Here is a 25,191-nt window from a genome sequence, read left to right as displayed (position 1 = left end):
TTTTCCCCTCCTAAGTAATGTGAAATAGCTCTTTTTTATATAAAATTCGCCAATATTGTATATTTCCTTCTAAAATTTAGAATTTTGTGACAAATTACCGGTAATTGTTAGTTCTTCTATATGATGCGGAAATGATTGGATAAAAAAACGTCCCTGCATATAATTATGCAGGGACGAAGAAATCGCGGTACCACCCTAGCTTGTGAAATGAATGTATCACAAAATAAAGGGTCATATGATATGCGCTTATAAAATAAAAAACGCCCCTGCAATATATGCAGGGACGAAAAATTCGCGGTACCACCCTAAATTGTGAAACAGTGTCGTTTCACCACTCTTTAGACATAACGGTCTATAACCGTCTTTCACTACTCCTCACGTTTCGTAAAAGAAGCTCCAGGGGGTAATTCATAATTCGCTCTGTACTGGTTCGCACCGACCACCAGCTCTCTGAAATCAGAAATCGAAATACTACTAAATCCTATCAACGCCGATTCATATGATGTTAGTTAAATTTTTATCATATTTTCATCTTACATGTCAATAAAAATATTAAATATTTTTTTAGGGAAATAAAGGATAATTGTTTTAAAGCTCTAATTTTGTACGTTATAATGAATTTGAAAGGGGAGGAAAGAGTGAAGAAAAAAATAATTCTTTTTACCACCTTACTAGTCGTTGGCGGAAGTGCTGGAATTTACACAGCTTTTGCGGCTGAATCACAGCAGTTGAAACAAAAGCAAATACAACAGTCAGAAGTGAAGAAAGTAAAAGAAATAGAAGAGAAGAAATCAATGGAAAAAGCAGCAGAGAAACTAGGAGTTTCTACTGAGGGGAAAACAAAAGAAGAGGTTACGAAAGAAGTAAATACCGCTAGGTTTGAGAAGCGTCATGATTTATTAATTGAGCACGCTAAGCAACTTGGAATTGATACAGAGGGGAAAAAAGATGAAGAAATTATTTTAGAAATTGGAAAGATACAGCATGGAAAGTAGAACAACTTATCGTATGATAAGTTGTTCTTTTTTAAGAACTATTTGATTTTAAAATAATTGACAGTCATTCGGATTTAATGTTAACTATATTTATAAATAAGTTAACATTAGGGGTGGCAATTGTGACAATAAAAAGTAAAACGATTGAAAAATCATCTTATACATATGAAGAATTAGCAGAGAAAAATAAAGCTTACGTATGGCACCCATTTACACAAATGAAAGATTATTTAGAAGAAGATCCTGTCATTATTGAACGTGGAGAGGGAAGAAAGCTATACGATGTAAATGGTAATGAATATTGGGATGGTGTTTCATCTATATGGTTAAATGTTCACGGACATCAAGTACCGGAATTAGATGAAGCAATTCGTGAGCAATTAAATAAAATTGCTCATTCTACTATGTTAGGACTTGCTAACGTTCCATCTATTTTATTAGCAGAAAAAATTATTGAGGTTGTACCAGATGGATTGAAGAAGGTATTCTATTCTGATTCAGGTTCTACGGCTGTTGAAATTGCAATTAAGATGGCTTTCCAATATTGGCAGCATAAAGGGAAACCAAAGAAACAAAGATTCGTTACATTAAAAGAAGCATATCACGGTGATACAATTGGAGCTGTTTCGGTAGGAGCAATAGACTTGTTTCACCAAGTGTATAGTTCGCTCTTATTTGATGCGATTAAAATGCCGTATCCATATACATATCGTTCTCCTTACGGAAATAATAAGGAGGAAATTGTAAAAAGCCATTTAGAAGAAATGGAAGAATTGTTGAAAGAAAAGCATGAAGAAGTAGCTGCCATCATTGTAGAGCCATTAATGCAAGGTGCTGGCGGGATGATTACAATGCCAAAAGGATATTTAAAAGGACTGCGCGATTTATGTACTAAGTACAATGTATTATTTATTACAGATGAGGTAGCGACTGGATTTGGGCGTACAGGGAAAATGTTTGCGTGTGAACATGAAAATGTGACGCCAGACATTTTAACTGCTGGGAAAGGTTTAACAGGTGGATATTTACCAATTGCAGTTACGGTAACGACAGATGAAATATATAATACCTTCTTAGGAGAATATGAAGAACAAAAAACATTTTTTCATGGACATAGCTACACAGGCAATCCGTTAGGGTGTGCGGTAGCAATCGCGAATCTAGAACTATATGAAAAAACAAATTTAATAGAAGAAGTGGCACGTAAAACGGATTATGTGGCAGCGCAATTAGAAAAGCTCTTTGCGTATAAACATGTAGGAGATATTCGTCAGTGCGGATTAATGGTTGGTATTGAGCTTGTGAAGAATAAGGAAACGAAAGAAGCGTTTGACTGGACAGAGAGGATCGGTGTTCAAGTATGTAAACGCTCAAGAGAGCTGGGTATGATTTTACGACCGCTAGGTAACACGATTGTATTTATGCCGCCACTTGCTTCTACTTTTGAAGAGATTGATGATATGTTACGCATTTTATATAAGGCAATCTCGGATGTTACGGAGGGAGAATAATGAGTGGTTTTTTCATAACAGCAACGGATACTGAAGTTGGAAAAACAGTAGTTGCAGGTGCTATAGCAGGTGTATTTAGAGAATTAGGATATAACGTAGGGGTGTATAAACCGTTACAAAGTGGGCATGTTGCATCAAACCCTGAGGGAGATGCAGCAAGGTTAAAAGCATTATCAGGTGTACCGACACAAGAAAATGAAATTTGCCCTTATTCTATTGAAGAACCACTTGCTCCGAGACTTGCCATGAAAAGAGCTGGAAGAGTAGTAAAGTTAAAAGAAATTACTGATTACTATAATGAACTATTAAAAGAGTTTAATAGCTTATTTGTAGAAGGAGCAGGTGGGCTTGCTGTCCCATATACAGAAGATGCTTTAGTAATTGATTTTGCAAAAGAATTACAGTTGCCTCTTATTGTAGTAGCTCGTCCTACATTAGGAACAGTAAATCATACAGTGTTAACGATTGCTTACGCAAAGGCGCATGGCTTAACCGTAGCGGGTGTCATTTTATCAGGTTGCAAAGAATGTGAAATGGAAAGAGTGCAAGAAAATAAAGAAATGATTGAAGAGCTGAGCGGGGTACCAGTTTTAGGATTATTACCATTCTTTGAAGGTGAGTTTACGAAAGAAGAAGTATTAGAATCTGCAAAAGAATATATTATGATTTCAAAATTAGAGGAGTTTATCCAAAATGAATCAAAATTGGCGGGCGCACCTTCAATCTAAATTACAACAATTACATGAGCAAGGGCAGTATCGTGATTTGCATGTAACAGAGAAGGCAGAAGAGACTTGGCTTATTCGAGATAAAAAAAGGATGTTAAATTTAGCGTCAAATAATTATTTAGGGTTAGCTGGAGATGAAAGGTTAAAAGAAGCTGCTATTGCCTGTACAAAAAGATATGGAACTGGAGCGACTGCCTCTCGTCTCGTTGTAGGAAATCATCCATTATATGAGGAGGTTGAGAGAAGCATATGTGACTGGAAAGGTACTAAAAGAGCTTTAATTGTAAATAGTGGGTATACGGCAAATATAGGTGCCATATCTTCTTTAGCCTCTCGGCACGATATTGTTTTTAGTGATAAGTTAAATCACGCAAGTATTGTTGATGGAATCATATTAAGCGGGGCAGAGCATAAAAGGTATCGTCATAATGATTTGGATCATTTAGAGAAGCTGTTGAAAATGGCTTCGCCTAAAAAAAGGAAATTAATCGTAACAGATACCGTTTTTAGTATGGATGGTGATACTGCGTATTTGAGAGATTTAGTACAGCTGAAAGAGAAATACGGGGCAATCATTATAGTCGATGAAGCACATGCGAGTGGAATATATGGAATCGGCGGAGCTGGGTTATCTCATATAGAAAAAAAACTTGCTCAAAAAATTGATATACATATGGGGACGTTTAGCAAGGCTTTAGGGTGTTATGGTGCGTATTTGACAGGCGATGAAATTTATATAGAGTATTTACAAAATATGATGAGAAGCTTTATTTTTACTACGGCTTTACCACCAAGTACGTTAGGAGCAGTGCAAAAAGCAATTGAAATTGTAAAAGAAGATAACGAAAGAAGAGAGAACCTTATAGCAAACGGAGAATACTTCAGAACTAAATTAAGGGATGCTGGTTTTGATATTGGGAATAGTTCAACTCATATTGTACCGATTGTAGTCGGTTCAAATGAACATGCTTTACGATTTAGTAAAAGGTTGCAAGAGGCAGGGATTGCGGCCATTGCAATTCGTCCGCCAACTGTGCCGGTTCATAGTTCTCGAATTCGCTTTGCAGTTACATCGCAACATACAATAGCTGATTTAAAATGGGCTATTGACCGAATTATTCACATTGCGAAAGAAGAGGAGATTTTCGTATGAACGAGCTAAAGATTATTTTTATCCCCGGATGGGGAATGGAAGAGAATATTTGGGATTTAGTACTTCCGTATTTTAAAGGATATCCTGTTGAATGCATAGATTGGCGTAATGTGAAAGAACGAAGTGAATTTACAGAACGAATTATAGATGTAGCGCATAACGACAACGTAATTTTAGTTGGATGGTCACTAGGAGCGTTAACAGCAGTTGAAGCTTATAAAAAGATTGAGGCAAAAGGTATCGTATTAATTGGTGGGACCGCTAAATTTACAAATACGAGCGACTATAGTAATGGATGGAATGCTTTGCATGTAGAACGGCTGAAAAGGAATTTGGCGAGAAGGAAAGAAGATACGCTCAAGCGGTTTTATGAAAATATGTTTACGAAAGATGAGCTAAAAGAGAACAAAAACTTTGAGGACATTGTAGAACATTTTAAAGGTGATTCTATTCAGTCTTTACAACTAGGTTTGGATTATTTAATAGAAACAGATATGAGAGAAGAACTAAAAGAAATTAAAGTACCTATACTACTTATCCACGGAGAACAGGATGTAATATGCCCATTGTCTGCGGCACGTAGTATGACGGAGAATAGCAGCAGCGAGCTGAAAGTAGTAAGTGAAGCAGGGCATGCATTATGTGTAACGAATTTTGAATATTGCGCAAATGAGATAATTCAATTTGTAGAGGGGATACGACATGATCAACAAAACGTTACTACAAAAACGGTTTAATGGGGCAGCCGTATCTTACGATCGATATGCAAATGTACAAAAAAAGATGGCACATTCATTACTTTCAATCTTAAAGGAACGATATAGTGAAACGGCACCGATACGTATTTTAGAACTGGGGTGCGGGACGGGTTATGTAACAGAGCAATTATCAAAGTTATTTCCGAAAGCACATATTACAGCAGTTGATTTTGCTGAAAGTATGATTGCGATTGCGCAAACTAGACAAAATGTAAAAAATGTAACGTTTCACTGTGAAGATATTGAGCGATTACGATTAGAAGAATCATATGATGTCATTATTTCAAATGCTACATTTCAATGGTTAAATAATTTACAACAAGTGTTAAGAAATTTATTTCAACATTTGTCTATAGATGGGATATTACTCTTTTCAACGTTTGGACATGAAACATTTCAAGAATTGCATGCTTCGTTCCAACGTGCGAAAGAAGAAAGAAATATAAAAAATGAAACATCGATTGGTCAACGTTTTTATTCAAAAGATCAGTTGCTTCATATATGCAAGATAGAAACAGGGGAGGTGCATGTTTCTGAAACATGTTACATAGAGAGTTTTACAGAAGTTAAGGGGTTTCTGCATTCTATTCGAAAAGTAGGAGCAACTAATAGCAATGAAGGATCATATTGTCAAAGTCCCTCACTCTTTCGTGCGATGCTACGCATATACGAAAGAGACTTCACGGGAAATGAAGGGATAATGGCAACGTATCATGCTTTATTTATGCATATAACAAAAGAGGGGAAGAGATGAAATGAAACAAGTGCAAACAAAAAAGGATTGGAAAAAACTAGCATACGACGTAGTGGAAGAGAAGATGATTACGAAAGAAGATGCAATAGCGATATTAGAAGCTGATGATACAGAAGTTTTAGAAATTATGAATGCAGCTTACATTATTCGCCATCATCATTTTGGTAAGAAAGTAAAATTGAATATGATTATTAATACGAAATCTGGATTATGTCCTGAAGATTGTGGATATTGCTCACAGTCTATTATTTCAGAAGCACCGATTGATAAATATGCATGGTTAACGCAGGAGAAGATTGTAGAAGGGGCACATGAAGCAATACGCCGTAAAGCAGGTACATATTGTATTGTAGCGTCTGGTCGTCGTCCGACGGATAAAGAGGTAAATCACGTAATTGGAGCAGTTAAGGAAATTCGTGAAACGACAGACTTGAAGATTTGTTGTTGTTTAGGTTTCTTAAATGAAGATCAAGCAGGACGTTTAGCGGAAGCAGGCGTGCATCGTTATAACCACAACTTAAATACACATGCAAATAATTACGATAGTATTTGTTCAACTCATACGTACGATGATCGTGTTGATACAGTTCAAAAAGCAAAACAAGCTGGTATTTCACCATGCTCTGGAGCGATTTTTGGCATGGGAGAAACAATTGAAGAGCGTGCTGAAATTGCATTTGAATTACAACGTATAGATGCAGATTCTATCCCTTGTAATTTCCTTGTTGCTGTAAAGGGGACACCTCTTGAAGGGCAAAAAGAGTTAACACCAGTAGAATGTTTAAAAGTACTGGCAATGATGCGTTTTGTAAACCCAACAAAAGAAATTCGTATTTCAGGAGGACGTGAAATCAATTTACGTTCTGTACAGCCAATCGGTTTATTTGCAGCAAATTCTATTTTTGTCGGGGACTACTTAACGACAGCTGGACAAGAGCCGACTGCGGACTGGGGTATGATTGCAGATTTAGGATTTGAGATTGAAGAATGTGCATTATAGGATAGATGAAAAAGCAAACTTGTAAAAGGGTTTGCTTTTTTTGTAAATAAAATGTAATAAATAGTTGTAAACGCTTGATGCTATTGGTTTTTGAACGAAAAAAAGAATTTTTGTGGACGAATTTTCCAAGCCCTAGTTGTACATAGTAAATATGTAATTTATATTGGGTTGGAGGATTTTACATGTACAAATACATATTAGCGATTATGACTTGTTTAATTTTAATAAAAGCAATAAGTTCTGATCCAGTTAAGGCTGCTGAAAATCCTGAACAAAAAGAGATGCAACAAAGAATCGAACAACACTTTCGAACGAAAGCTGAACATTTTGGATTGAAAACGGAAGGAAAAGATTTAAAGGAAGTTAGAAAAGAAATTACTATTATAGAAGAAGCGAAAAAAAGAGAGAATGTATGGAGAACAGCACAAGCTCTTCATATAAAAACAGAAGGAAAAACGATGAATGAATTAATAAAAGATGTACAAAAAAAGGTAAAAAAATAAAAAGAGGCCGCAGCCTCTTTTTTTATGCCCATTGTTTTGATAAGTGAGCCATTTCAATTGCAGCAACAGCTGATTCATATCCTTTATTACCAGCTTTCGTACCTGCGCGTTCAATCGCTTGTTCAATTGTTTCTGTCGTTAATACGCCGAAAATAACTGGGATGTCCATTTGTAGTGATAATGACGCAACACCTTTTGCTAATTCATTACAAACGTAATCGTAGTGAGTTGTAGCACCTCGGATTACAGTACCTAATGTAATAACAGCATCATACTTTCCGCTACTAGCCATCTTTTTAGCGATTAAAGGAATCTCAAATGCACCAGGAACCCAAGCAACATCAATATCATTTTCTTCTACACCGTGACGCTTTAATCCGTCTAAAGCGCCGCCAAGTAACTTACTTGTAATAAATTCGTTAAAACGTCCAACAACAACTCCAACTTTTAATCCTGTACCAACTAAATGACCTTCGAATACCATAATAAATCTCTCCTTTAATTATAAGTTTAGTAAGTGTCCTAATTTGTTTACTTTCGTTTGTAAATACGATTTATTCTCTTCTTTTGCCGGCATTTGCAACGGTACACGCTCGACTACTTCTAAATCGTAACCTTGTAAGCCAGCAATTTTTCTTGGGTTATTCGTTAATAATCGTAAACTTTGTAAACCTAAATCTTTTAATATTTGAGCACCGATACCGTAATCACGAAGATCAGCAGGGAAGCCGAGTTTTTCATTTGCTTCTACAGTATCGAATCCTTCTTCTTGTAATTTATAAGCACGAAGCTTATTAAGAAGCCCAATGCCTCTTCCTTCTTGTCTCATATAAAGAAGAACACCTTTTCCTTCACGCTCAATTTGAGCAAGTGCTGCATGGAGTTGTGGTCCGCAATCGCAGCGATGTGAACCGAATACATCTCCTGTTAAGCATTCAGAATGAACACGTACAAGTACCGGTTCACCTGTTGAAATATCACCTTTTACAAGTGCGATATGTTCTTTCGTATCTAATGAGTTAGAATAGCCAATTGCGTGGAAAGTACCGAAATCTGTAGGTAATGTAATTTCCACTTCTCTCGTCACAAGTGTTTCATGATGGCGGCGGTAAGCAATTAAATCTTCTATTGTAATCATTTTTATATCAAATTGTTTTGCGCATTCTATTAAATCAGGTACACGTGCCATCGTGCCGTCCTCATTTATAATCTCGCAAATAACTCCAGCTGGTTCGGCACCGCATAGCTTTGCTAAATCAACAGCAGCTTCTGTATGACCTGCACGACGCAGGACACCGCCTTCTTTCGCAATTAATGGAAAGATATGTCCAGGTCGATTGAAATCAGTGCCTTTTGATGCAGGGTTTAACAATTCTTGTATCGTAGTTGCACGTTCGTGAGCGCTAATCCCTGTTGTTGTAGAAACATGGTCAATGCTCACTGTAAACGCAGTATGATGTGAATCTGTATTATGAGATACCATTGGTTCTAATTGTAGACGTTCTGCGTACCCTGCTGTAATCGGTACACAAACGAGACCACGGCCATGTGTAATCATAAAATTAATTGTTTCTGGTGTAATGTACTCTGCTAAAGCAATAAAATCGCCTTCATTTTCTCGGTTTTCATCATCACATACGATAACGACTTTACCTTGTTCTAAATCTTCTAGAGCTTCTTCAATACGATGAAACATTGTTCTTCCCCCTTATAGAAATCCGTTTTCTTGTAAAAAGCTTTCAGTCATTGAACCTACTCGTTTTGTAGGTTTAGTAATAAAGCGTTCGATATATTTACCAATCATGTCACACTCAATGTTTACGATATCTCCGGCATTTTTTTCTCCAATGACAGACTCGCTTACTGTGTGCGGGATGAGTGAAATCGTTATGGAAGATTCGTCTATATCAAATATCGTTAAACTCGTTCCATCAACAGCAATGGACCCTTTCTGCAAACAATAGTGCAGCAGTTCATCAGAAATTGCTATTTTGTAATAGACGGCATTGTAATGTTGTTTTTTATTTAAAATCGTTCCGATGCCATCAATATGTCCTGAAACGAAATGTCCACCGAATCGTCCGTTTGCAGCCATTGCTCGCTCTAAATTTACTTTAGAGTGCGGTTTAAGCATGCGAAGTGATGTCGACTGCATCGTTTCAGGCATTGCATCAACTGTAAATGAAGTAGTTGTAAAGCTTGTTACAGTTAAGCAAATACCGTTAACCGCGATACTATCACCTAAGTGAACATCTGATAAAATTTTCTTTGCATGAATCGTTAATTTCATCGCTTCTCCGCTTTGTTGCATGTTTGCTATCGTTCCTAATTCTTCTACAATTCCTGTAAACATTTCGTCACCTCGTTTCGGGCATTCGCAACGATTTTTATATCATCACCAATTTGTTTCATCTCTTGAATTTTCAAGGAAAGCGCATCTTGTAATTTTGAAAAACCATTTCCTCCAAATAAAGTAGGAGCATCTTTCCCACCAATTAATTTCGGGCTTATATAGGTTACAATTTCATTAAAATTATTTGTTTTTAAGAAACTTGCATGAATTGATTGGCCACCTTCAACGAATAGAGAAAGAATTTGTTTCTCTCCAAGAAAGGAAAGAAGGTCCTCGATTTCTATATACTTCGTTTCCATTTGGAATATAGCTATATTTTTAGATTCATAAGAAGATATCTTCGCTTTCTTTACATCCTTACCGACAATAATCCATGTCGGTGCTAAACCATCTGTTATAACATGAGAAGATGGTGGCGTTCGTAAATGGGTATCTAAAACAACGCGAATAGGATGTTTCCCACCATTTGGAATTCTTGTTGTTAAATGAGGATTATCAGCTATAACTGTATTCACTCCAACAAGAATTGCATCATGTGTATGGCGATATTGGTGAACATCAGCACGTGCTTCTTCACCTGTAATCCACTTACTTTCACCAGTTACAGTTGCTATTTTTCCATCTAAGCTCATTGCTGTTTTGATTGTTACAAAAGGGCGTTTCGTTTTCATGTAGTGAAAAAAGTAGCGATTTAATAAAAGCGCTTCTGCTTCAAGAATACCGGTAGTTACTTCAATTCTAGCTTCCTCTAATCTTCTTTTTCCGTTACCAGAAACGAGCGGATTACAATCGAGAGTAGCAATTACAACACGCTTAACTCCTTTTTCAATGAGCAATTCACAGCAAGGTGGTGTTTTTCCAAAGTGGCTACACGGTTCCAGTGTTACATAAACGGTAGCGTCTTTGGCGTTCTGACCAGCCATTTGAAGGGCATGAACTTCTGCGTGTTCTTCACCAGCTCGTAAATGAGCGCCCATACCAACGATGTTTCCATCTTTTACAACAACAGCACCAACCATAGGATTCGGACTTGTTTGTCCTGATGTCCCTTCTGCTAACTGCAGGGCAATCCTCATATATTCTTGATCTGTCATTTTCTTCACCTCTCCTAAAAAAATCAAAAAACCCCAAGGATTTAATATCCTTGGGGTTTGGGAGACGTGATTTCTAGAAATATAGTTTGAATACGAAAGCATAGGAAAGAAACCTAACGATAATTGATATTTCTGCATAAGGAAAAAACCTAGCAAAATATCGAATTTTTAAACGCTAGTTGTCTCTTTTTATTTCAGTATAAAAAATAAGTATAGAAAATTAAACATATATAAAGAATCAAAATGAATCTTTAAAAATATGCATACTGAAATAAAAGTGTATTCACTATATAAAAAACTAGAAACATATCCTTCTCCCATCCAGACTATACTGTCGGCCCTAGAGTTTCACTAGATCCACCGTTTTCGAGTTGAAAACGGGTCACGGACTTAGAAGTTTTCACTTCATCACCGCCGGTTGGGAATTTCACCCGACCCCGAAGGATGCTGTTTGCTCAAATTATAGCACAAAAAAAATAAAAGGCTAGTAAAAAATATTCGAATGTGAAGAATTGTGTGAAAATATATGCAGGCTGGAATGGAAATAAAAGTATTAGAAATGTTGTAAGGAGAAGGGATATAACGGAGTTGCTAAAAAGAAAAAACATGCACAAAAAAATGTGCATGTCACATGTAAAATTATTCTGCCTCTGGTGCTCTAACAACAGACTCGAATTTACCTTTATGCGAAGCGTCGCAATAAGGCATATTTTTTGATAAACCACAACGGCATAAAGAAAATGCCGGTTTTGCTGGGAATACATTCCCTTGTGAGTCGACTAATTCCACGTCCCCTGTAACGCGAAAAGAGCCATTATCATTTACTTTAATTTGTACTTTTGCCAACGTTATCCCTCCTTCCCAAACGCTTAATTTCATCATATAATCAAGGGAAGTGCTTGGCAATATAAAGTGAAACTTTAATTAGTGGGGAAGGCATCCCCCACTAATTATTAGTTGAACCAATCGGGCTTTTAGGGGCAGTTAATCTCCCACCTAACTTCTTTGTTTCAGCCGAATTTTGAGGTGAGAGTTTTACTGCCCGCAAATAGCGGGGAAAAAAGAGCACTTTGTTTGAGAAAGAAGAGAGTGTTATAATAGTTTTCATAACTGACTAGAGTAAGGTGACGAGAGATGGATAAACAATTACATACATTACGAAATATTGCAAATGAGCGCACGTGGGCATCATTTTTGAATGATAATCATCCATATAGTTTGTTACATTGGTCCATTGCAGGTGTAGGGCAAGAGGCAAAGGATGTTTGGTTACTTCAAGATGAAGTAACATTTCAAACGACAGAATTCCCAACGTTAGATGATGCAATGCAATGGATTTCTGAAAATATGGAACAAGTTACAGACGTTTTAGCGCAATAAAAAACAGGCTTATGCAAGCCTGTTTTTTGTTTCTTTCACATAGGTGTTTAAAAATTGATCGACGGCTGCTTCGTATTCTTCTTTATTTTCGTTATAAGAGCAAGCGTGTGCACCGTGTTCTGCAATATAAAGTTGTTTATTATTTTCTTTCGCTTCATATAACGCTTTTGTCATATCAGCTAAAATATAGTCGTCATCTTTACTATGAATAAAGAGAACGGGATTGTTAATATTTTTTATACAGTCGATTGGTGAAACTTCACGAATTGTATAACCGTCACGAACTTTCAAAAATGCGTTTGCTAAAGGTAATAAAGGCCATTTTGGTAAATGGAATTCAACCTTTAAACGGTGCTGTAATTGTCCGTGAAAATCAGAGAAAGGACAATCTGCAATATAGAAATCAGCACCATCTTCTAAAAGTCCTGCGTATTGAAGAAGTGTTGCAGCTCCCATAGATTCACCATGAATACCAAGTGTAATATTGGTGCCAAAACGGTTTTTTAGCCAGTCAACTACGGATTTTAAATCATGTTTTTCATAGTATCCATAGCTTGTTGTTTTTCCGCCAGTTTTACCATGACGACGATGATCGTAAATGAGGACGTTATATCCCCTTTTTAAGAATAAGTTTGCATATTTTACAGAGTTTATTTTATTTACAGTTACACCGTGGCAAAAAACCATAAACTTATTGGAGTGACCAGCAGGAATGTAATATCCGTGAAGGTCGTATCCGAATTGAGAAGGGATATGAATTTCTTCTTTATGAAGAGCATCAAAATCCTCTATACGAAAATGTTTTTTCGTTTCTCTTTCGAGTACTTCTTCCTCTGTTTTTTTCTTTAAGTACATCACTTTATTTGTAAAGAAAATCCCAAGGGCAGTTATTGCACCTAGTATAGTAAACAATGCTGCAAAAAAACGTTTCATACTTTACCTCATCCTCCAAATACCGTTACATGTGATACACTTATATTGTATCACAATGATATAAAAGGGGAGAAATAGGAAATGCTGCATATACAAAAAATTACGTCAGCGATGAAAGAAACAATCCGAATGTTCATGTGTGAGAACTGGGGAAGTTCATTGATGATTTCACGTGGTAAGGGACATCAGTTAGAAGAGTTGCCAGGTTTTGTTGCGCTCTTAGATGACAGAATAATCGGAATTGTAACGTATGAAGTGAGCGGAAATATGTGCGAAATTGTATCGCTGGATAGCTTTGAAGAAAGAAAAGGAATAGGGACGAAACTTGTGGATTGTGTATTACAAGTTGCAGAAGAAGAACGGTGCAGCCAGGTCTGGCTTATTACAACAAATGATAATATGAATGCGTTACGATTTTACCAAAAACGTAATTTTGTAATGACTAATTTATATGTGAATGCGGTAGAGGAGGCACGAAAAATAAAGAAAGAAATTCCACGTATTGGATATGATAATATCCCAATTTTACATGAAATTCAGTTGGAGTATCGTTTAGTGAAATGATGTAACAATTTTCAGAAATATAAGTCATTAATCTTGACGGTGAGTGTAATTTAGGTTACCGTAAAATTGTAATCTATTACCATATTAAGGGGTGACGATGTGGCAACTATACGTGATGTTGCAAAATTGGCAGGTGTTTCAGTCGCAACCGTTTCACGAGTTATTAATGAAAAAGGATACGTTCATGAGGACACAGTAAAACAAGTAAAGGAAGCAATTGAAGAATTACGTTATAGGCCAAACAGTGCAGCGAAGCCACTATTTAAAGAGAATTCAACGATAATTGCATTACTTGTAGATAATTTAAGTAATCCATCAAACATCACTTTGCTACATTGTATTGAGGAAATAGCATATAAAGAAGGCTATCAAATCATTATTTGTAATATAGAGAATAAAGATAGATACATACATATGCTGAAGCAAAATAATATTGCAGGTGTTATTTTGACAAGAGCAGTTTTTAAAAGTATAGGAGAAATTCCATTTCCGTTTGTTGTGATTGATGAGCAACAATCACATGGAAATTATTATGAAAGTGGACAGAGAGCTGTTTCTTTATTAAAAGAGAAAGGGTGTCACTTTCTTGCATATTTCGGTGGGGGAGAAGAAAGTGAAGAAATGGAAAATCATATAGCAGGGTTTTTAGACGCTGTTTGGGATGAAGGAATCTCTTATCGAGAAGAATGTGTACAAGGGTATACAAATAAACAATTTATTACATTATTGCAAAACAATCCGTATATAGATGGAATTGTAGCCTCAAGTGATCAGATTGCTATTGAGTTAATTCGGTCAGCGAGATTTCTAAATATACATATACCAAATAAATTAAAAATTGTTGGACCGAATGGGAGCATAGAGTGTGAATGGATAGGTTCATCACTATCGACAATTGAAAGCAGTGTCAAAGATAACGGAAAAGTAGCTTTTCAACAATTAAAAGGAAAAATAAAAAAGTAAAAGGTGCGTTTTATACGCACCTTTTTATAATGTAATTGCGGCAATAAAGCCAAATATAAGTAACGGTATATTGTAATGTAGAAAAGTGGGTACACATGTATCCCATATATGATGGTGCTGACTATCAGCATTTAAACCGGATGTTGGTCCAAGGGTACTATCCGATGCTGGAGATCCTGCGTCACCTAGCGCTCCGGCTGTACCGATAATTGCAATTGTGGCCATTGGACTAAATCCAAGCTGAATGCAAAGAGGTACAAAAATGGTTGTTAAGATAGGGATGGTTGAAAAGGATGAACCAATTCCCATCGTGACGAGAAGTCCAATAACGAGCATAAGAAATGCAGCGAGTGGTTTGTTATTTCCGATTATATGTGCACTCGTTTGCACCAGAGATTCAACATGTCCTGTTTTTCGAAGAACAGCGCCGAATCCAGCGGCAGCGATCATAACAAAGCCAATAAAGGACATCATACGCATTCCGCTTGTTAATATCGCATCTGCTTCTTTAAGTGGTAGACTGCCACTAACTGATAAGACGATAATACCTGCTAAAGCACCGAAAATCATTGATTCTGTAGTTAATTGAACAGTTAATGTAGCAATGATAGATAATAACCCGAAAGTAATGCTACGTTTTGTATAGGGAACGATTTCATTTTCGGTAGTATGAATTTGTTCTGTTTCATACGTACGAGGTTTTCGGTACGTAATGAATACCGCTACACATAATCCAATAATCATACCGATTGCTGGAATAGTCATTGCTTTTGGAATAAGTGTGACATCGAATGTAAGGCCGCTTTGCGCAGCGTTGGTTTGTAATACGTCATGATAAATTTTTCCGAACCCTGCAGGGATCCACATATAAGGAGTAATCAATCCAAATGTAATAATACATGTGACAAGTCTGCGATCCACTTTCAGCTCATTTAATACTTTTAAAAGTGCTGGAATTAAGATGGGGATGAAAGCAATGTGAACAGGAATCACATTTTGTGAGAAACAAGCCATCGTTAAAATAATGAATAAAATAAGTATTTTAGAATAAATTTGTTTTTTCGTGTCTTGTTCATTGCCAATCCATTTTAATGCAGTTTGAATCATAGCATCTGGAAGTCCTGTTTTGGAAAGGGAAATAGCGAAACCACCAAGCATTGCATAACTTAAAGCGATTGGAGCACTGTTTCCAAGACCAGTTGTAAAAGTGTTAATTGTTTCTGAGATACCGAGTCCGCCGATAATTCCGCCTGTTAAAGCTCCAACAATGATGGCGACAATGACCTGGACACGTAACAAACTAAGCAATAGCATAATTGCTACTGCGACGAGTACAGCGTTCATAATAAATGTAATCTCCCTAAATTTTTATTCTGTTAAGACAAGTAAATATGAAACATTTTGCTATGTTTATACATACTTGCGACATATTATTATAAAATGTTTTCTATGAAATGTAAAAGAGCCTTTTGTTACTAATGCTGAAAAGCTAGCTCTTGTTTAATTGATTGCAAAGAATTGGCGAATAATTCTGGTTCTTCTAAATCAGGAGAATGTGCTGAATTTGGGAACCAGATCATCTTTTTTATAGGCGCTTCAATAATATCGCAATATTCCTGAACGAGTGCATAAGGAGTTTGATAATCATAGCGACCAGAACAAAAATAAACTGGAATAGATAAACTTGAGATAGAAGAAAAGAAATCGATTGTCAGCATTTCTTCCCATAAAACGCCAGATTTTAAATTTCCTGCGAGAAACTTGAACCAATCTAATAGCGTATACTCAGGAGAAAAGAAACCTTTTCGTATGAAAGAGAAGGAAGATCCGTTTTGGATTGCGCCTCCAAATGTGCCAAGCCACTTTCTTTGAATAATGAGACGTCTCGTATCTAAAAATGGTGGTTTGCCTAATTTTAAAAGGGAAGCTAATGCTTTTTTATGATCATGTTTTTTGGCAGAATGAATTAAATGTTGATATAGCAATTCTTCATTTTGTTTCATATGTACAATTTGCCCAATACCGATGTAAGCCTGGATATACTTTGGATATTGATGTGCTATGTTAAGCCCAATAATACTTCCCCAAGAATGACCAGCGAGAAATAGTTTTTGTTTGTTGAACCTTTTAAGTACATATTGAATCACTTCTTTTGCATCGGAAACGAATTGTTCGATTGTGAAATTTGCTCCGAAATCTTTCATTGAAAAGGATTTACCAGCCCCGCGCTGATCCCAATTAATAACAATAAATTGCTTCTCTAATTCTTTTTGAAAATGGCGAATAAATCCGATTTGTGCCATCCCAGGTCCGCCGTGACAGCATAATAAAATAGGCTGCTCTACGTTTTGCCCACGCATAAGGAGAGTTTGTTTTCGATTATTAATCATAACGCTTTCTATCGTAGCGATACTATTAGGAATGAGTTGTTTGTTTTCGTTATAGAACTGAGGGGTGTAGCTACGAAAAAGCATATTGAAAACCTCCTTTTGTGAAATCGTATGAATCGCACAGGCTATTCATTTTGCATATACTGTTAGAAAATCATTGTAACATACCATACTAGTGTCATTTCAACACGGGAGGAGGGAAATTGTGACGATTGGAGAAATTATAGATGGTTTAAATAGACGGGAATCCATCGCTATTATAGCAAAGCGTCTTGAAATAAGCCCGTATACATTATCGAAGAAATTAAGATTGATTGGATATGAATATGATGGAGAGCAGAAGAAACGTATTTTTGTAGGAGATGGAGAAGAACCACGTCACTTACAACTCCAAGAAGCGACCGCCCTTCAATATGAGAAAACAGATTATCAATTATTAATTTATGAGCAATTACAAAGCATTTATGAGTTATTAAGAAAAAGAGAAGAAGTAATTGCACCAATTGTGAGTAAAAGTACAGAGAAAAAGAGACGAACCTTTTCTATTAATACAGAAATATTAGCAAGATTGGACCTTATATCAGAATCGAAAGGAATTCAAAAATCTAAACTTGTAGAAGAAGCGTTGCAACAATTTTTACAGCAATATGAAGTTGACAAAGCATCACATTTTGATAACTAAAGAAAAGGATACTATGTTCATTGGAAGAACGAGTATCCTTTTTATGATGTATATTACGTATAAAATAGAGGATCAGTACAAATCCTTTATGGTGTGAAAAATGAAATTTATTATTAGAGAAACACTTAATTTACTTTTTGAATTCTTCCATCAATAACTGGCTGAATGGGTTCTTTTAATTGTTTTACGTAATCGACTAACGCTTCAAAGTCGTTTGGACCAGTTTCTGCATTTTTACCATTTTTAAATGATACAAATCCGTCACCGCCAGAAGCTAAGAAGGCATTTGCAACTACGCTATACGTTGTAGATGGAGATAATTCTTCTCCGTTTGTTAAACGTATATTTGTAACTTTTTCACCGTTTGGTTTATTTGCATCCCACGTATATTGAATACCTGAAATTTGAAGCATTCTTGTTGTTCCTTTTTGCCATTGCTGATTTAAAATATCGCCAATGTCTTGACCTGTTAAATCTACTTTAATCAATTGATTTCCAAAAGGTTGAATGCCGTATAACTCACCCCACGTAATATCACCAGCATCTAAGTCATTACGAATGCCACCAGGATTCATGAGGGCGATTTGGGTTTGCATCGTTTGACGCTGAGCATCGGCAACTAAATTTCCAAGAGTGGATTCACCAGCATCATTTTGTTTACGGTCGATAGGTGCTGTAGATTTTCCGACTACTTCATTTACAAGTGGTGCGATTTTTTCTTTATATTGATCTAGTTTTTTCTTTACTTGTTTATCAGGTTCTACACCTTCATGATACGTTGTAACAACTTCAGCTTTTTTCTTTACAATATCCTTTGTTTTACGATCAATTGTTACATCCACGTCTGAGAAAGCCGTTCCGTATGAATTTGCTTGGACAATTAGTTTATTATTTACTGTACCATTTACATACGTATGACTATGTCCACCGAAAATAACATCAACTTCTGAGTCTGTTTCATTTGCAATTCGAGTAAGATCGCCATTTGTTATCCCAGACTCATCGGTTGTTCCACCGACATGAGCAAGAAGGACGATAGATTTAACGCCGAGGCGTTTTAATTGTTGTGTTGATTTATTAATTGCTTCTACTTCATCAGTAATTTGTACATTTTTAAGCATCGTAGGCATAACGACATTTGGTGTATCAGTTGTAACAACCCCAATGAATCCTACAGGAACACCATCTACCATTTTTATAGTAAATGGTGGTAAAAATAAGCGGCCAGTTGATTTGTTATAGAAGTTAGCAGCTACATAGGGGAAGTTAGCACCTTTGAAATTCCCTGTTTTTTCATGATATCCACCGTAAATGAGGCGTTTCATTTCATCAATGCCTTCATCAAATTCATGGTTCCCGATTGTACCGACATCAAATTTTAAGTCATTTAAAAATTCAATCGTCGGTTCATCTTGTAATAATGCTGAAACTGGTGGACTAGCTCCGACGATATCACCAGCATGTACGAGAAGTGTATTAGGGTTTTGTTTTTTATGTTCTTTTAAATAAGTAGCTAAGTAATCAGCGCCACCAGCTTCTTTATTATTGATTTTTTTAACAGTATCTAGTTGTCCATGGAGATCATTAATACCAAGCATTTGTACGTCTATGTAGCGGTTTTGTTCAGCTGGATTCTGAGATGGGGGAGCGGCGAATACGGTTGAAAAAGTAATGGTGCTTAAAACGGCAACAGCAGGAATGATTTTTTTCCACATAATATAATTCTCCTTTTTTTATAATCTGACATCATACGACATAATTTTAATAGATTCATAGGAGTATATCTATATAAAAATTTAGTTTTTTCAAAAAATTAACATATTTACAAAAAGTGAATAATAGAGTAACGTCCCTTTTTTGTTGTCGATTTCATGGTGTATCTACTATAATGGAGAAAAAAGTAAAAGGTGAGCAGCATGAAGAAAAAGAAACAAAGACAAATGCAAAGACAATCGCAAGTGAATCAACCAAAGAAAGAATCTCTTACATTAGGTGATCAATTAAACGATTCACTTATGCAGCAATTAAAGAGTAAGAAGAAAGAATTGCAAGTGAGAGAAGAGAAAAAAGAGGCAGCAGAACTGGAAAGAAAGCGTCAAGAACAAAAAGAACGTGAAAAGAATAAATCATTTGAAGAACTGTTAAGTGAAAGTAACCTTACTTGGAAAGACTTTAAATAATAACGAAAATGATCAGTGAAATAACGCTGATCATTTTTTTGACGAGCTTGTAAGAAAAGGGGAGTTAGAATGAGAAAAATTGTAGTTGTTCCGCATGAAAATCATTGGGGTGAAAAGTTTCAAATAGAGGCTGAAAGATTAAAATCTGCGATGCCAGAAACAGTGAAAATTCATCATATTGGAAGTACGTCAGTGCCAGGACTGGCAGCTAAACCAATTATAGATATGATTATGGAAGTAGAGAGTATCGATAGAGTAGATAGGTGGAATGAACGATTTATAGAGCTTGGTTACATCGTAAAAGGGGAAAATGGTATTCCAAGACGCCGGTATTTTATTCATGGAACTGAAGAAAAACGCTCGTATCATTTACACGTGTTTGAAAAAGGAAATCCAGAGATAGTAAGGCATTTAGCATTTCGTGATTATATGATGGCTCATTGTGAAGAAGCTGAGGCATATGCAACTTTAAAGAAAGAATTAGCTGAAAAGTATACATATGATGGTGCGTTATATTCAGAAGGGAAAACTGAGTTTGTACGTAATGTTGATGAAAAAGCGAAGAAATGGATAGAAAATAACGTGAATGAATGAGTTCGCATTATTTTTGAATATGTATAAATTTATTATGTAAACTGTACATATGTTTTGACTTTTTGGTTGAATCTTGTTCAAATAAAGTGGTGGCTTATAAAAAATGTAATAATGAAAGGGAGACGACTGTGCACATTCCAACAACTACACTTCATAATGGCGTAAAAATGCCGATGATTGGTTTAGGCGTTTATAAAGCGAAAGAAGGCGACGAAGTAAAACAAGCAGTAAAAACAGCGTTAGAAGTTGGATACCGTTCGATTGATACAGCAACTGTATATGAAAATGAAAGCGGTGTCGGAGAAGCGGTTCGTGAATCAGGAATTCCGAGAGAAGACATCTTTATTACAACAAAAGTTTGGAACGACGATCAAGGATACGAGGAAACACTTGAGGCGTTTGAAAAGAGTTTGAAAAAATTACAAATGGACTATGTAGATTTATATTTAATACATTGGCCGGTAAGAGGGAAGTATGTTGATACGTACCGAGCTTTGGAGAAATTGTATGAAGAAGGTAAAGTGCGCGCGATTGGTGTTTCGAATTTCCATAAACAACATTTAGAACTGCTATTACCTAATTGCAAAATAAAGCCGATGGTAAACCAAGTGGAACTTCATCCGATGTTGACGCAATTTGAGTTGCGTAATTTCTGTCAAGGTGAGCAAATTCAAATGGAAGCATGGAGTCCATTAATGAGAGGCGGAGAAGTATTTCAGCACCCGATTATTCAGGCCATTGCTACTAAATATGAAAAAACACCTGCGCAAGTTATATTAAGGTGGGATATTCAAAGCGGGATTGTGACCATTCCTAAATCTGTTACACCATCTCGCATTCAGGAGAATTTTTCTATCTTTGACTTTTCACTAACGGAAGAAGAGATGACTCAAATTAATACGTTAAATCGTAATTTACATGTAGGAACGAATCCTGATAAATATGATACGTTATAAAAAGACGCTACCATACTGGTAGCGTCTTTTTAACGATGTAAAGCGTAGGTATCACATTTAGCGATTTGCTGAAGCTGTATATATTCTTCTGTTGTTAACTGTGTTTGTTTACTAGCCTGTACATTTTCTTGTAATTGTTGAATAGAGCTTGCACCAGGTATAACAGCTGCAACAGTCTTATTATGTAAGCAATATTGAATAGCTGTTCCTGTTAAAGAGCGCTCTCCAATCGTTTCTTTTACACTCGCTAGAGTTGTATGTAATTCATCGTAAGAATAAGAGAGATAATCCTTTTCCTTTACTCTTTCTATTTTTCTTGCATTGTTGTCAGTTAAAATTCCTTTTGCAAGTGGCCCGCGGGCAATGACGCTAATTTGGTGTTCATTCAGAAGGGGGAACCATTCTTCTGGACGACGATTTAAAAGGCTATATTCCATTAGTACACTAACGATATTTGAACGTTGTGCATATTCACGGATGACATTTGGACGTATAGAAGAAATACCGTAATGGCGAACGATACCTTCTTTTTTTAATTCTTCAAAGGCTTCAATTGTTTCATCTATAGGATCTTCAATCGTTCCGCCGTGAAGTTGATAAAGATCAATATAATCAGTTTGAAGTCTACGTAAACTTTCTTTCACTTCAGCCTTTATGTAATTCTTAGAAGGATCCCAGGACCAGCCGTTTTTTTCTTCTGTCCATCGATTTCCAACCTTTGTTGTAAGAACAATTTGGTTTCGTTTTCCTTTTAATGCTTTTCCAACAAATTCTTCGTTTAATCCGTAATCATATAAATCTGCTGTATCAAAAAAATTGATTCCTAAATCGATTGCTCCATCGATAATACGCAGGGCTTCTGTTTCAGATGTACCGAGAGACATACAGCCAAGTCCCATTTCTGTCACAAATAAATCTGAGTTTCCTAATTGACGTTTTTTCATAGGTCAACCTCCTTACCTTTATTGTACGAAAGGGAAAAGAGGTTGACAAACGTTTACTTTTTATTTGCTGTAATCCACTCTTGTACAGTTGTATACTCTTTGCCATATTGTTTTAGCTTATGGCGAATTTGCCATGCTTTTCCGACTAAAGTGACGCGATTTGGTAAAATATAAACTTTCATTTCTATCACGCTCCTTTCAATGTGGTAAAATGTATGAGGAAAGAATAGGAAATAGAACAGGGAGATGAAGTAGTATGAGTAATCTTGCAGAGAGAACAGTAAAAACTGAGCCAATTTTTGATGGTAGAGTTATAAAAGTTCGTGTTGATGATGTAGTATTACCAAATGGAGCAATGAGTAAACGTGAAATTGTAAATCACCCTGGTGCAGTTGCTATTATTGCTATTACTGATGAGGGGAAAATGGTACTTGTTGAGCAGTATCGTAAAGCGCTTGAAAAGGCGATTATAGAAATTCCAGCCGGCAAGTTAGAACCCGGTGAAAAACCTGAGGTGACAGCAGTTCGTGAATTAGAAGAGGAAACAGGATATGTATGTGAAAATATGGAGCTCATTACTTCTTTCTATACATCTCCAGGATTCGCAGATGAAATTTTATATGTATATAAAGCGACAGGTTTGACAAAAAAAGAAAATAAAGCTGAGTTAGATGAAGATGAGTTTGTGGAATTAATGGAAGTATCGTTAGAAGAAGCGATTACTCTTATGAAAGATCTTCGTATTCATGATGCGAAGACGATGTTTGCAGTACAATATTTACAACTACAAAGATAAACACTCGCCAAAGGCGAGTGTTTTTTAATTGATTTTTGCATATACACGTGCATCACGTAAGCTACCATCTGGTGCTAGGAAATCATTTTCCATTGTACCTTCTAGAATGAATTCTAGACGTTCTGCTAAGCTACATGCATTTATATTTGTTGCATCAGTACGAATTTCAATTCTTCTAGCGCCTAGTTTATCAAAGGCGAACTGAATCGCACCTTTAACAGCTTCGGTCATATAGCCTTGTTTTGTATAGGCACTATGTAGCCAGAAGTGAAGTGAAAACTTTGGAATATCCCAGTTTTCAGGCTTTAGTGTAATTGCTCCGATGAATGTACCAGATACTTTATCATATAAGTGAAAATCAAGTGTTTCACGAAGTAAAAACTGTCCGTGAGCTTCGCGAACAATTTCTTCAGCACTCTCTTCTGTTTCAGCGTTAATTGGTATCCACGGTACTAAGTCTTCTAGAGAAGCTTGGATTGCTTCATATACTTCGGCACCATCACCTGGAAATGGTTTACGAACTTGCAAGCGTTCAGTTTGAAATAATGTTGGAAAATCTAATAATAATGGTTTCAAGAGAAATCCCTCCTATTCTCTACTTTTTAGTTTAGCAAAGTAGAGCGGAATTTCAATGCTAATTCGTCATACTTTTTTCTTTCTTTCATACATTTTTAATAAGAGCGTGAACGGAGGGAAGAAAAATGTGGCGAAAAAATTGGCAAGACCGTGTAATGTCTCACATACAGGAAAACTCTTCATTATATATATTTAACGCTGTTTTATTATTGATGGGAGTAATATTCGGAGCCATTCTTGTGAATAGTTTACAAATCAATCAAAAACAAGATTTATCATTTTATTTACAACGTTTTTTTGGACAAGTCTCTAAAGGAGAATTTGCCATTGCGGGCGAAATGTTTCGAGAAAGTTACTTTTCGCAATTAAAATACATCGGATTTATTTGGATTTTAGGAATTTCAATTATTGGATTACCACTTATTTTTATTTTATTATTTGTAAAAGGAGTTGTCGTCGGATTTACAGTTGGTTTTTTAGTAAGTCAGCATGGATGGAATGGACTATTATTAGCATTTGTATCTGTTTTGCCACAAAATTTAATTATCATTCCAGTCTTTCTCGTTATGACAACCATTGCTGCAAGTTTTTCTTTACGGATGATTAGGCATCAATTTATTAGAAAAATAACCGAACCACTATTACCATTATTAATCCGTTATACATGCTTCTTTCTCGTAATTGGAGTGGTGTTAGCACTTGCTTCTAGTGTGGAGGCTTACGCATCACCAGTTTTAATGAAAGAAGTCGTTGAGGCTATTAATAAAAAATAAATACTTTTTGAGAATAATTATCAATTTGTTTTTATTGTTTTTTCTTTTGACAGAAGCCCTTCTTCTGATATAATGGTGTAAGAGTGGCGAGGAGGGAGTAGTACCGAATGGAAGAAAGAATTGAACGAATTAAGAAGCAATTACATGCAGCGAGCTACAAATTAACACCGCAACGTGAAGCAACAGTTCGTGTGCTGCTAGAAAATGAAGAAGATCATTTAAGCGCAGAAGATGTTTACCTCCTTGTAAAAGAAAAGTCGCCAGAGATCGGATTAGCAACCGTCTATCGAACTTTAGAACTATTATCTGAGTTAAAAGTTGTCGATAAGATTAACTTCGGAGACGGTGTTTCACGCTATGACTTACGCCAAGAAGGTGCGCAGCGTTTCCACCATCATTTGATTTGTACACAATGTGGTGCTGTACAAGAAATACAAGAAGATTTACTTGGTGAAGTGGAAAGGAAAGTAGAACGAGACTGGAGCTTTAAGGTGAAAGATCATCGTTTAACATTCCATGGGATTTGTAAAAATTGTCAAGAAAATGAAACGGATGAAAAATAACCTTTTCCTATTTATCTAGGAAGAGGTTTTTTATTTGAATAAGGTATA

The 25,191-nt window shown here is 36.1% G+C and carries 30 protein-coding genes, 1 riboswitch and 1 other annotated feature; of the genes, 18 read left to right on the top strand and 12 right to left on the bottom strand.

From position 1 onward, the window contains the following. Positions 1-276: 276 nt before the first annotated feature. Positions 277-497: a binding site (T-box leader), on the bottom strand. Between the two features lie 141 nt (positions 498-638). The 8 genes from F3I02_RS12385 to F3I02_RS12350 all read left to right on the top strand — a co-directional run bounded on the left by F3I02_RS12385 (position 639) and on the right by F3I02_RS12350 (position 7,402). Then, complete coding sequence (locus F3I02_RS12385) at positions 639-995, top strand: hypothetical protein (RefSeq protein WP_000726909.1); 357 nt, start codon at positions 639-641, stop codon at positions 993-995. A gap of 77 nt (positions 996-1,072) precedes the next feature. After that, positions 1,073-2,506 carry an adenosylmethionine--8-amino-7-oxononanoate transaminase gene (gene bioA, locus F3I02_RS12380; protein WP_002164169.1) on the top strand — a complete coding sequence of 478 codons (1,434 nt, stop codon included), beginning with the start codon at positions 1,073-1,075 and terminating at the stop codon, positions 2,504-2,506. Beyond that, positions 2,506-3,234 (top strand): dethiobiotin synthase, encoded by a 729-nt coding sequence (bioD, locus tag F3I02_RS12375; protein WP_000012472.1) that lies wholly within the window; start codon positions 2,506-2,508, stop codon positions 3,232-3,234. Before bioA ends, bioD begins: the two co-directional genes overlap by 1 nt. Then, positions 3,200-4,387 (top strand): 8-amino-7-oxononanoate synthase, encoded by a 1,188-nt coding sequence (gene bioF / locus F3I02_RS12370; protein ID WP_196478028.1) that lies wholly within the window; start codon positions 3,200-3,202, stop codon positions 4,385-4,387. Before bioD ends, bioF begins: the two co-directional genes overlap by 35 nt. Beyond that, the gene (locus F3I02_RS12365) at positions 4,384-5,124 is read left to right on the top strand and encodes an alpha/beta fold hydrolase (protein ID WP_001004162.1); all 741 of its coding nucleotides are present in this window, start codon (positions 4,384-4,386) and stop codon (positions 5,122-5,124) included. Before bioF ends, F3I02_RS12365 begins: the two co-directional genes overlap by 4 nt. After that, on the top strand, positions 5,090-5,899 hold the full coding sequence (bioC, locus tag F3I02_RS12360) for a malonyl-ACP O-methyltransferase BioC (RefSeq protein WP_074593467.1): 810 nt from the start codon (positions 5,090-5,092) through the stop codon (positions 5,897-5,899). The genes F3I02_RS12365 and bioC overlap by 35 nt, the downstream gene beginning before the upstream one ends. Before the next feature lies 1 nt (position 5,900). Beyond that, complete coding sequence (gene bioB / locus F3I02_RS12355) at positions 5,901-6,899, top strand: biotin synthase (protein WP_000815836.1); 999 nt, start codon at positions 5,901-5,903, stop codon at positions 6,897-6,899. Between the two features lie 182 nt (positions 6,900-7,081). Beyond that, positions 7,082-7,402 (top strand): hypothetical protein, encoded by a 321-nt coding sequence (locus tag F3I02_RS12350; protein ID WP_000280032.1) that lies wholly within the window; start codon positions 7,082-7,084, stop codon positions 7,400-7,402. 22 nt (positions 7,403-7,424) lie between these two features. Here F3I02_RS12350 and ribH read toward each other — a convergent pair whose 3' ends face one another. The 5 genes from ribH to F3I02_RS12325 form a co-directional block, all read right to left on the bottom strand. Further along, entirely contained in the window at positions 7,425-7,886 is a 462-nt protein-coding gene (ribH, locus tag F3I02_RS12345) for a 6,7-dimethyl-8-ribityllumazine synthase (protein ID WP_196478027.1), read from the bottom strand. An 18-nt stretch (positions 7,887-7,904) separates the two neighbouring features. Beyond that, the gene (gene ribBA / locus F3I02_RS12340) at positions 7,905-9,098 is read right to left on the bottom strand and encodes a bifunctional 3,4-dihydroxy-2-butanone 4-phosphate synthase/GTP cyclohydrolase II (RefSeq protein ID WP_046946406.1); all 1,194 of its coding nucleotides are present in this window, start codon (positions 9,096-9,098) and stop codon (positions 7,905-7,907) included. Between the two features lie 12 nt (positions 9,099-9,110). Beyond that, positions 9,111-9,755 (bottom strand): riboflavin synthase subunit alpha, encoded by a 645-nt coding sequence (gene ribE, locus F3I02_RS12335; protein WP_000493906.1) that lies wholly within the window; start codon positions 9,753-9,755, stop codon positions 9,111-9,113. After that, a complete protein-coding gene (gene ribD / locus F3I02_RS12330; protein WP_000131982.1) occupies positions 9,737-10,849 on the bottom strand; it encodes a bifunctional diaminohydroxyphosphoribosylaminopyrimidine deaminase/5-amino-6-(5-phosphoribosylamino)uracil reductase RibD in 1,113 nt (370 codons plus the stop codon). Before ribD ends, ribE begins: the two co-directional genes overlap by 19 nt. A gap of 305 nt (positions 10,850-11,154) precedes the next feature. Beyond that, a riboswitch (FMN riboswitch) is annotated at positions 11,155-11,298 on the bottom strand. Between the two features lie 190 nt (positions 11,299-11,488). Beyond that, positions 11,489-11,695, bottom strand: a complete 207-nt coding sequence (locus F3I02_RS12325) for a CDGSH iron-sulfur domain-containing protein (RefSeq protein ID WP_001151582.1) — start codon at positions 11,693-11,695, stop codon at positions 11,489-11,491. Positions 11,696-11,983: 288 nt separating this feature from the next. Here F3I02_RS12325 and F3I02_RS12320 point away from each other — a divergent pair, with 288 nt between their 5' ends. Continuing rightward, on the top strand, positions 11,984-12,229 hold the full coding sequence (locus F3I02_RS12320; RefSeq protein WP_000360793.1) for a DUF2552 family protein: 246 nt from the start codon (positions 11,984-11,986) through the stop codon (positions 12,227-12,229). A gap of 9 nt (positions 12,230-12,238) precedes the next feature. Here the strand turns inward: F3I02_RS12320 and F3I02_RS12315 are convergent, their stop codons facing one another. Beyond that, complete coding sequence (locus tag F3I02_RS12315; RefSeq protein WP_000819229.1) at positions 12,239-13,162, bottom strand: alpha/beta hydrolase; 924 nt, start codon at positions 13,160-13,162, stop codon at positions 12,239-12,241. A gap of 81 nt (positions 13,163-13,243) precedes the next feature. Here F3I02_RS12315 and F3I02_RS12310 point away from each other — a divergent pair, with 81 nt between their 5' ends. Both F3I02_RS12310 and F3I02_RS12305 read left to right on the top strand, forming a co-directional pair. Further along, positions 13,244-13,726 (top strand): GNAT family N-acetyltransferase, encoded by a 483-nt coding sequence (locus F3I02_RS12310; protein ID WP_000902443.1) that lies wholly within the window; start codon positions 13,244-13,246, stop codon positions 13,724-13,726. Positions 13,727-13,825: 99 nt separating this feature from the next. After that, the gene (locus tag F3I02_RS12305) at positions 13,826-14,689 is read left to right on the top strand and encodes a LacI family DNA-binding transcriptional regulator (protein ID WP_196478026.1); all 864 of its coding nucleotides are present in this window, start codon (positions 13,826-13,828) and stop codon (positions 14,687-14,689) included. A 24-nt stretch (positions 14,690-14,713) separates the two neighbouring features. Here F3I02_RS12305 and F3I02_RS12300 read toward each other — a convergent pair whose 3' ends face one another. Further along, complete coding sequence (locus F3I02_RS12300; RefSeq protein WP_196478025.1) at positions 14,714-16,033, bottom strand: Na+/H+ antiporter family protein; 1,320 nt, start codon at positions 16,031-16,033, stop codon at positions 14,714-14,716. A gap of 131 nt (positions 16,034-16,164) precedes the next feature. Next, positions 16,165-17,163, bottom strand: a complete 999-nt coding sequence (locus F3I02_RS12295; protein ID WP_000898976.1) for an alpha/beta fold hydrolase — start codon at positions 17,161-17,163, stop codon at positions 16,165-16,167. Positions 17,164-17,284: 121 nt separating this feature from the next. Here F3I02_RS12295 and F3I02_RS12290 point away from each other — a divergent pair, with 121 nt between their 5' ends. Then, on the top strand, positions 17,285-17,761 hold the full coding sequence (locus F3I02_RS12290) for a ribbon-helix-helix domain-containing protein (RefSeq protein WP_000151930.1): 477 nt from the start codon (positions 17,285-17,287) through the stop codon (positions 17,759-17,761). 125 nt (positions 17,762-17,886) lie between these two features. Here F3I02_RS12290 and F3I02_RS12285 read toward each other — a convergent pair whose 3' ends face one another. Then, complete coding sequence (locus tag F3I02_RS12285) at positions 17,887-19,476, bottom strand: bifunctional metallophosphatase/5'-nucleotidase (protein WP_196478024.1); 1,590 nt, start codon at positions 19,474-19,476, stop codon at positions 17,887-17,889. A 201-nt stretch (positions 19,477-19,677) separates the two neighbouring features. Here F3I02_RS12285 and F3I02_RS12280 point away from each other — a divergent pair, with 201 nt between their 5' ends. The 3 genes from F3I02_RS12280 (at position 19,678) to F3I02_RS12270 (ending at position 21,491) form a co-directional block, all read left to right on the top strand. Next, entirely contained in the window at positions 19,678-19,941 is a 264-nt protein-coding gene (locus tag F3I02_RS12280) for a YqkE family protein (protein ID WP_000727559.1), read from the top strand. Positions 19,942-20,010: 69 nt separating this feature from the next. Continuing rightward, complete coding sequence (locus F3I02_RS12275) at positions 20,011-20,535, top strand: GrpB family protein (protein WP_001227167.1); 525 nt, start codon at positions 20,011-20,013, stop codon at positions 20,533-20,535. A 128-nt stretch (positions 20,536-20,663) separates the two neighbouring features. Next, positions 20,664-21,491: an aldo/keto reductase gene (locus F3I02_RS12270; RefSeq protein WP_000548006.1), complete on the top strand. Its 828-nt coding sequence runs from the start codon at positions 20,664-20,666 to the stop codon at positions 21,489-21,491. Positions 21,492-21,520: 29 nt separating this feature from the next. Here F3I02_RS12270 and lolS read toward each other — a convergent pair whose 3' ends face one another. Both lolS and mciZ read right to left on the bottom strand, forming a co-directional pair. After that, on the bottom strand, positions 21,521-22,435 hold the full coding sequence (gene lolS, locus F3I02_RS12265) for an aldo/keto reductase (protein WP_000747201.1): 915 nt from the start codon (positions 22,433-22,435) through the stop codon (positions 21,521-21,523). A gap of 53 nt (positions 22,436-22,488) precedes the next feature. Beyond that, on the bottom strand, positions 22,489-22,617 hold the full coding sequence (gene mciZ / locus F3I02_RS12260; protein WP_000870295.1) for a Z-ring formation inhibitor MciZ: 129 nt from the start codon (positions 22,615-22,617) through the stop codon (positions 22,489-22,491). 74 nt (positions 22,618-22,691) lie between these two features. Between mciZ and F3I02_RS12255 the strand changes: the two genes are divergently transcribed. Next, on the top strand, positions 22,692-23,231 hold the full coding sequence (locus tag F3I02_RS12255) for an NUDIX hydrolase (RefSeq protein ID WP_000067044.1): 540 nt from the start codon (positions 22,692-22,694) through the stop codon (positions 23,229-23,231). Between the two features lie 24 nt (positions 23,232-23,255). On the opposite strand, the gene F3I02_RS12250 is transcribed toward F3I02_RS12255, so the two are convergent. Then, complete coding sequence (locus tag F3I02_RS12250) at positions 23,256-23,807, bottom strand: GNAT family N-acetyltransferase (protein WP_000803479.1); 552 nt, start codon at positions 23,805-23,807, stop codon at positions 23,256-23,258. Positions 23,808-23,962: 155 nt separating this feature from the next. Between F3I02_RS12250 and spoIIM the strand changes: the two genes are divergently transcribed. Then, positions 23,963-24,580: a stage II sporulation protein M gene (spoIIM, locus tag F3I02_RS12245; RefSeq protein ID WP_013142149.1), complete on the top strand. Its 618-nt coding sequence runs from the start codon at positions 23,963-23,965 to the stop codon at positions 24,578-24,580. 107 nt (positions 24,581-24,687) lie between these two features. Continuing rightward, on the top strand, positions 24,688-25,143 hold the full coding sequence (gene fur, locus F3I02_RS12240; RefSeq protein WP_000392657.1) for a ferric iron uptake transcriptional regulator: 456 nt from the start codon (positions 24,688-24,690) through the stop codon (positions 25,141-25,143). Positions 25,144-25,191: the final 48 nt, after the last annotated feature.

The organism is Bacillus sp. SRB3LM (genome assembly GCF_015712745.1).
Taxonomy (GTDB): domain Bacteria; phylum Bacillota; class Bacilli; order Bacillales; family Bacillaceae_G; genus Bacillus_A; species Bacillus_A thuringiensis_K.
The sequence above is the reverse complement of the archived record's forward strand: the minus strand, read 5'-3'. Positions and strand labels throughout refer to the sequence as shown.

Excerpts from the sequence above, each read along its gene's own strand:
- F3I02_RS12280 (WP_000727559.1), top strand. The coding sequence starts at position 19,678 with ATGAAGAAAAAGAAACAAAGACAAATGCAAAGACAATCGCAAGTGAAT.
- ribH (WP_196478027.1), bottom strand. The coding sequence starts at position 7,886 with ATGGTATTCGAAGGTCATTTAGTTGGTACAGGATTAAAAGTTGGAGTT.
- F3I02_RS12255 (WP_000067044.1), top strand. The coding sequence starts at position 22,692 with ATGAGTAATCTTGCAGAGAGAACAGTAAAAACTGAGCCAATTTTTGAT.
- ribE (WP_000493906.1), bottom strand. The coding sequence starts at position 9,755 with ATGTTTACAGGAATTGTAGAAGAATTAGGAACGATAGCAAACATGCAA.
- F3I02_RS12315 (WP_000819229.1), bottom strand. The coding sequence starts at position 13,162 with ATGAAACGTTTTTTTGCAGCATTGTTTACTATACTAGGTGCAATAACT.
- F3I02_RS12275 (WP_001227167.1), top strand. The coding sequence starts at position 20,011 with ATGAGAAAAATTGTAGTTGTTCCGCATGAAAATCATTGGGGTGAAAAG.
- bioB (WP_000815836.1), top strand. The coding sequence starts at position 5,901 with ATGAAACAAGTGCAAACAAAAAAGGATTGGAAAAAACTAGCATACGAC.
- bioD (WP_000012472.1), top strand. The coding sequence starts at position 2,506 with ATGAGTGGTTTTTTCATAACAGCAACGGATACTGAAGTTGGAAAAACA.
- lolS (WP_000747201.1), bottom strand. The coding sequence starts at position 22,435 with ATGAAAAAACGTCAATTAGGAAACTCAGATTTATTTGTGACAGAAATG.
- bioA (WP_002164169.1), top strand. The coding sequence starts at position 1,073 with ATGTTAACTATATTTATAAATAAGTTAACATTAGGGGTGGCAATTGTG.
- F3I02_RS12285 (WP_196478024.1), bottom strand. The coding sequence starts at position 19,476 with ATGTGGAAAAAAATCATTCCTGCTGTTGCCGTTTTAAGCACCATTACT.
- bioF (WP_196478028.1), top strand. The coding sequence starts at position 3,200 with ATGAATCAAAATTGGCGGGCGCACCTTCAATCTAAATTACAACAATTA.
- ribBA (WP_046946406.1), bottom strand. The coding sequence starts at position 9,098 with ATGTTTCATCGTATTGAAGAAGCTCTAGAAGATTTAGAACAAGGTAAA.
- F3I02_RS12320 (WP_000360793.1), top strand. The coding sequence starts at position 11,984 with ATGGATAAACAATTACATACATTACGAAATATTGCAAATGAGCGCACG.
- F3I02_RS12365 (WP_001004162.1), top strand. The coding sequence starts at position 4,384 with ATGAACGAGCTAAAGATTATTTTTATCCCCGGATGGGGAATGGAAGAG.
- mciZ (WP_000870295.1), bottom strand. The coding sequence starts at position 22,617 with ATGAAAGTTTATATTTTACCAAATCGCGTCACTTTAGTCGGAAAAGCA.
- bioC (WP_074593467.1), top strand. The coding sequence starts at position 5,090 with ATGATCAACAAAACGTTACTACAAAAACGGTTTAATGGGGCAGCCGTA.
- ribD (WP_000131982.1), bottom strand. The coding sequence starts at position 10,849 with ATGACAGATCAAGAATATATGAGGATTGCCCTGCAGTTAGCAGAAGGG.
- F3I02_RS12300 (WP_196478025.1), bottom strand. The coding sequence starts at position 16,033 with ATGAACGCTGTACTCGTCGCAGTAGCAATTATGCTATTGCTTAGTTTG.
- F3I02_RS12350 (WP_000280032.1), top strand. The coding sequence starts at position 7,082 with ATGTACAAATACATATTAGCGATTATGACTTGTTTAATTTTAATAAAA.
- F3I02_RS12310 (WP_000902443.1), top strand. The coding sequence starts at position 13,244 with ATGCTGCATATACAAAAAATTACGTCAGCGATGAAAGAAACAATCCGA.
- fur (WP_000392657.1), top strand. The coding sequence starts at position 24,688 with ATGGAAGAAAGAATTGAACGAATTAAGAAGCAATTACATGCAGCGAGC.
- spoIIM (WP_013142149.1), top strand. The coding sequence starts at position 23,963 with ATGTCTCACATACAGGAAAACTCTTCATTATATATATTTAACGCTGTT.
- F3I02_RS12295 (WP_000898976.1), bottom strand. The coding sequence starts at position 17,163 with ATGCTTTTTCGTAGCTACACCCCTCAGTTCTATAACGAAAACAAACAA.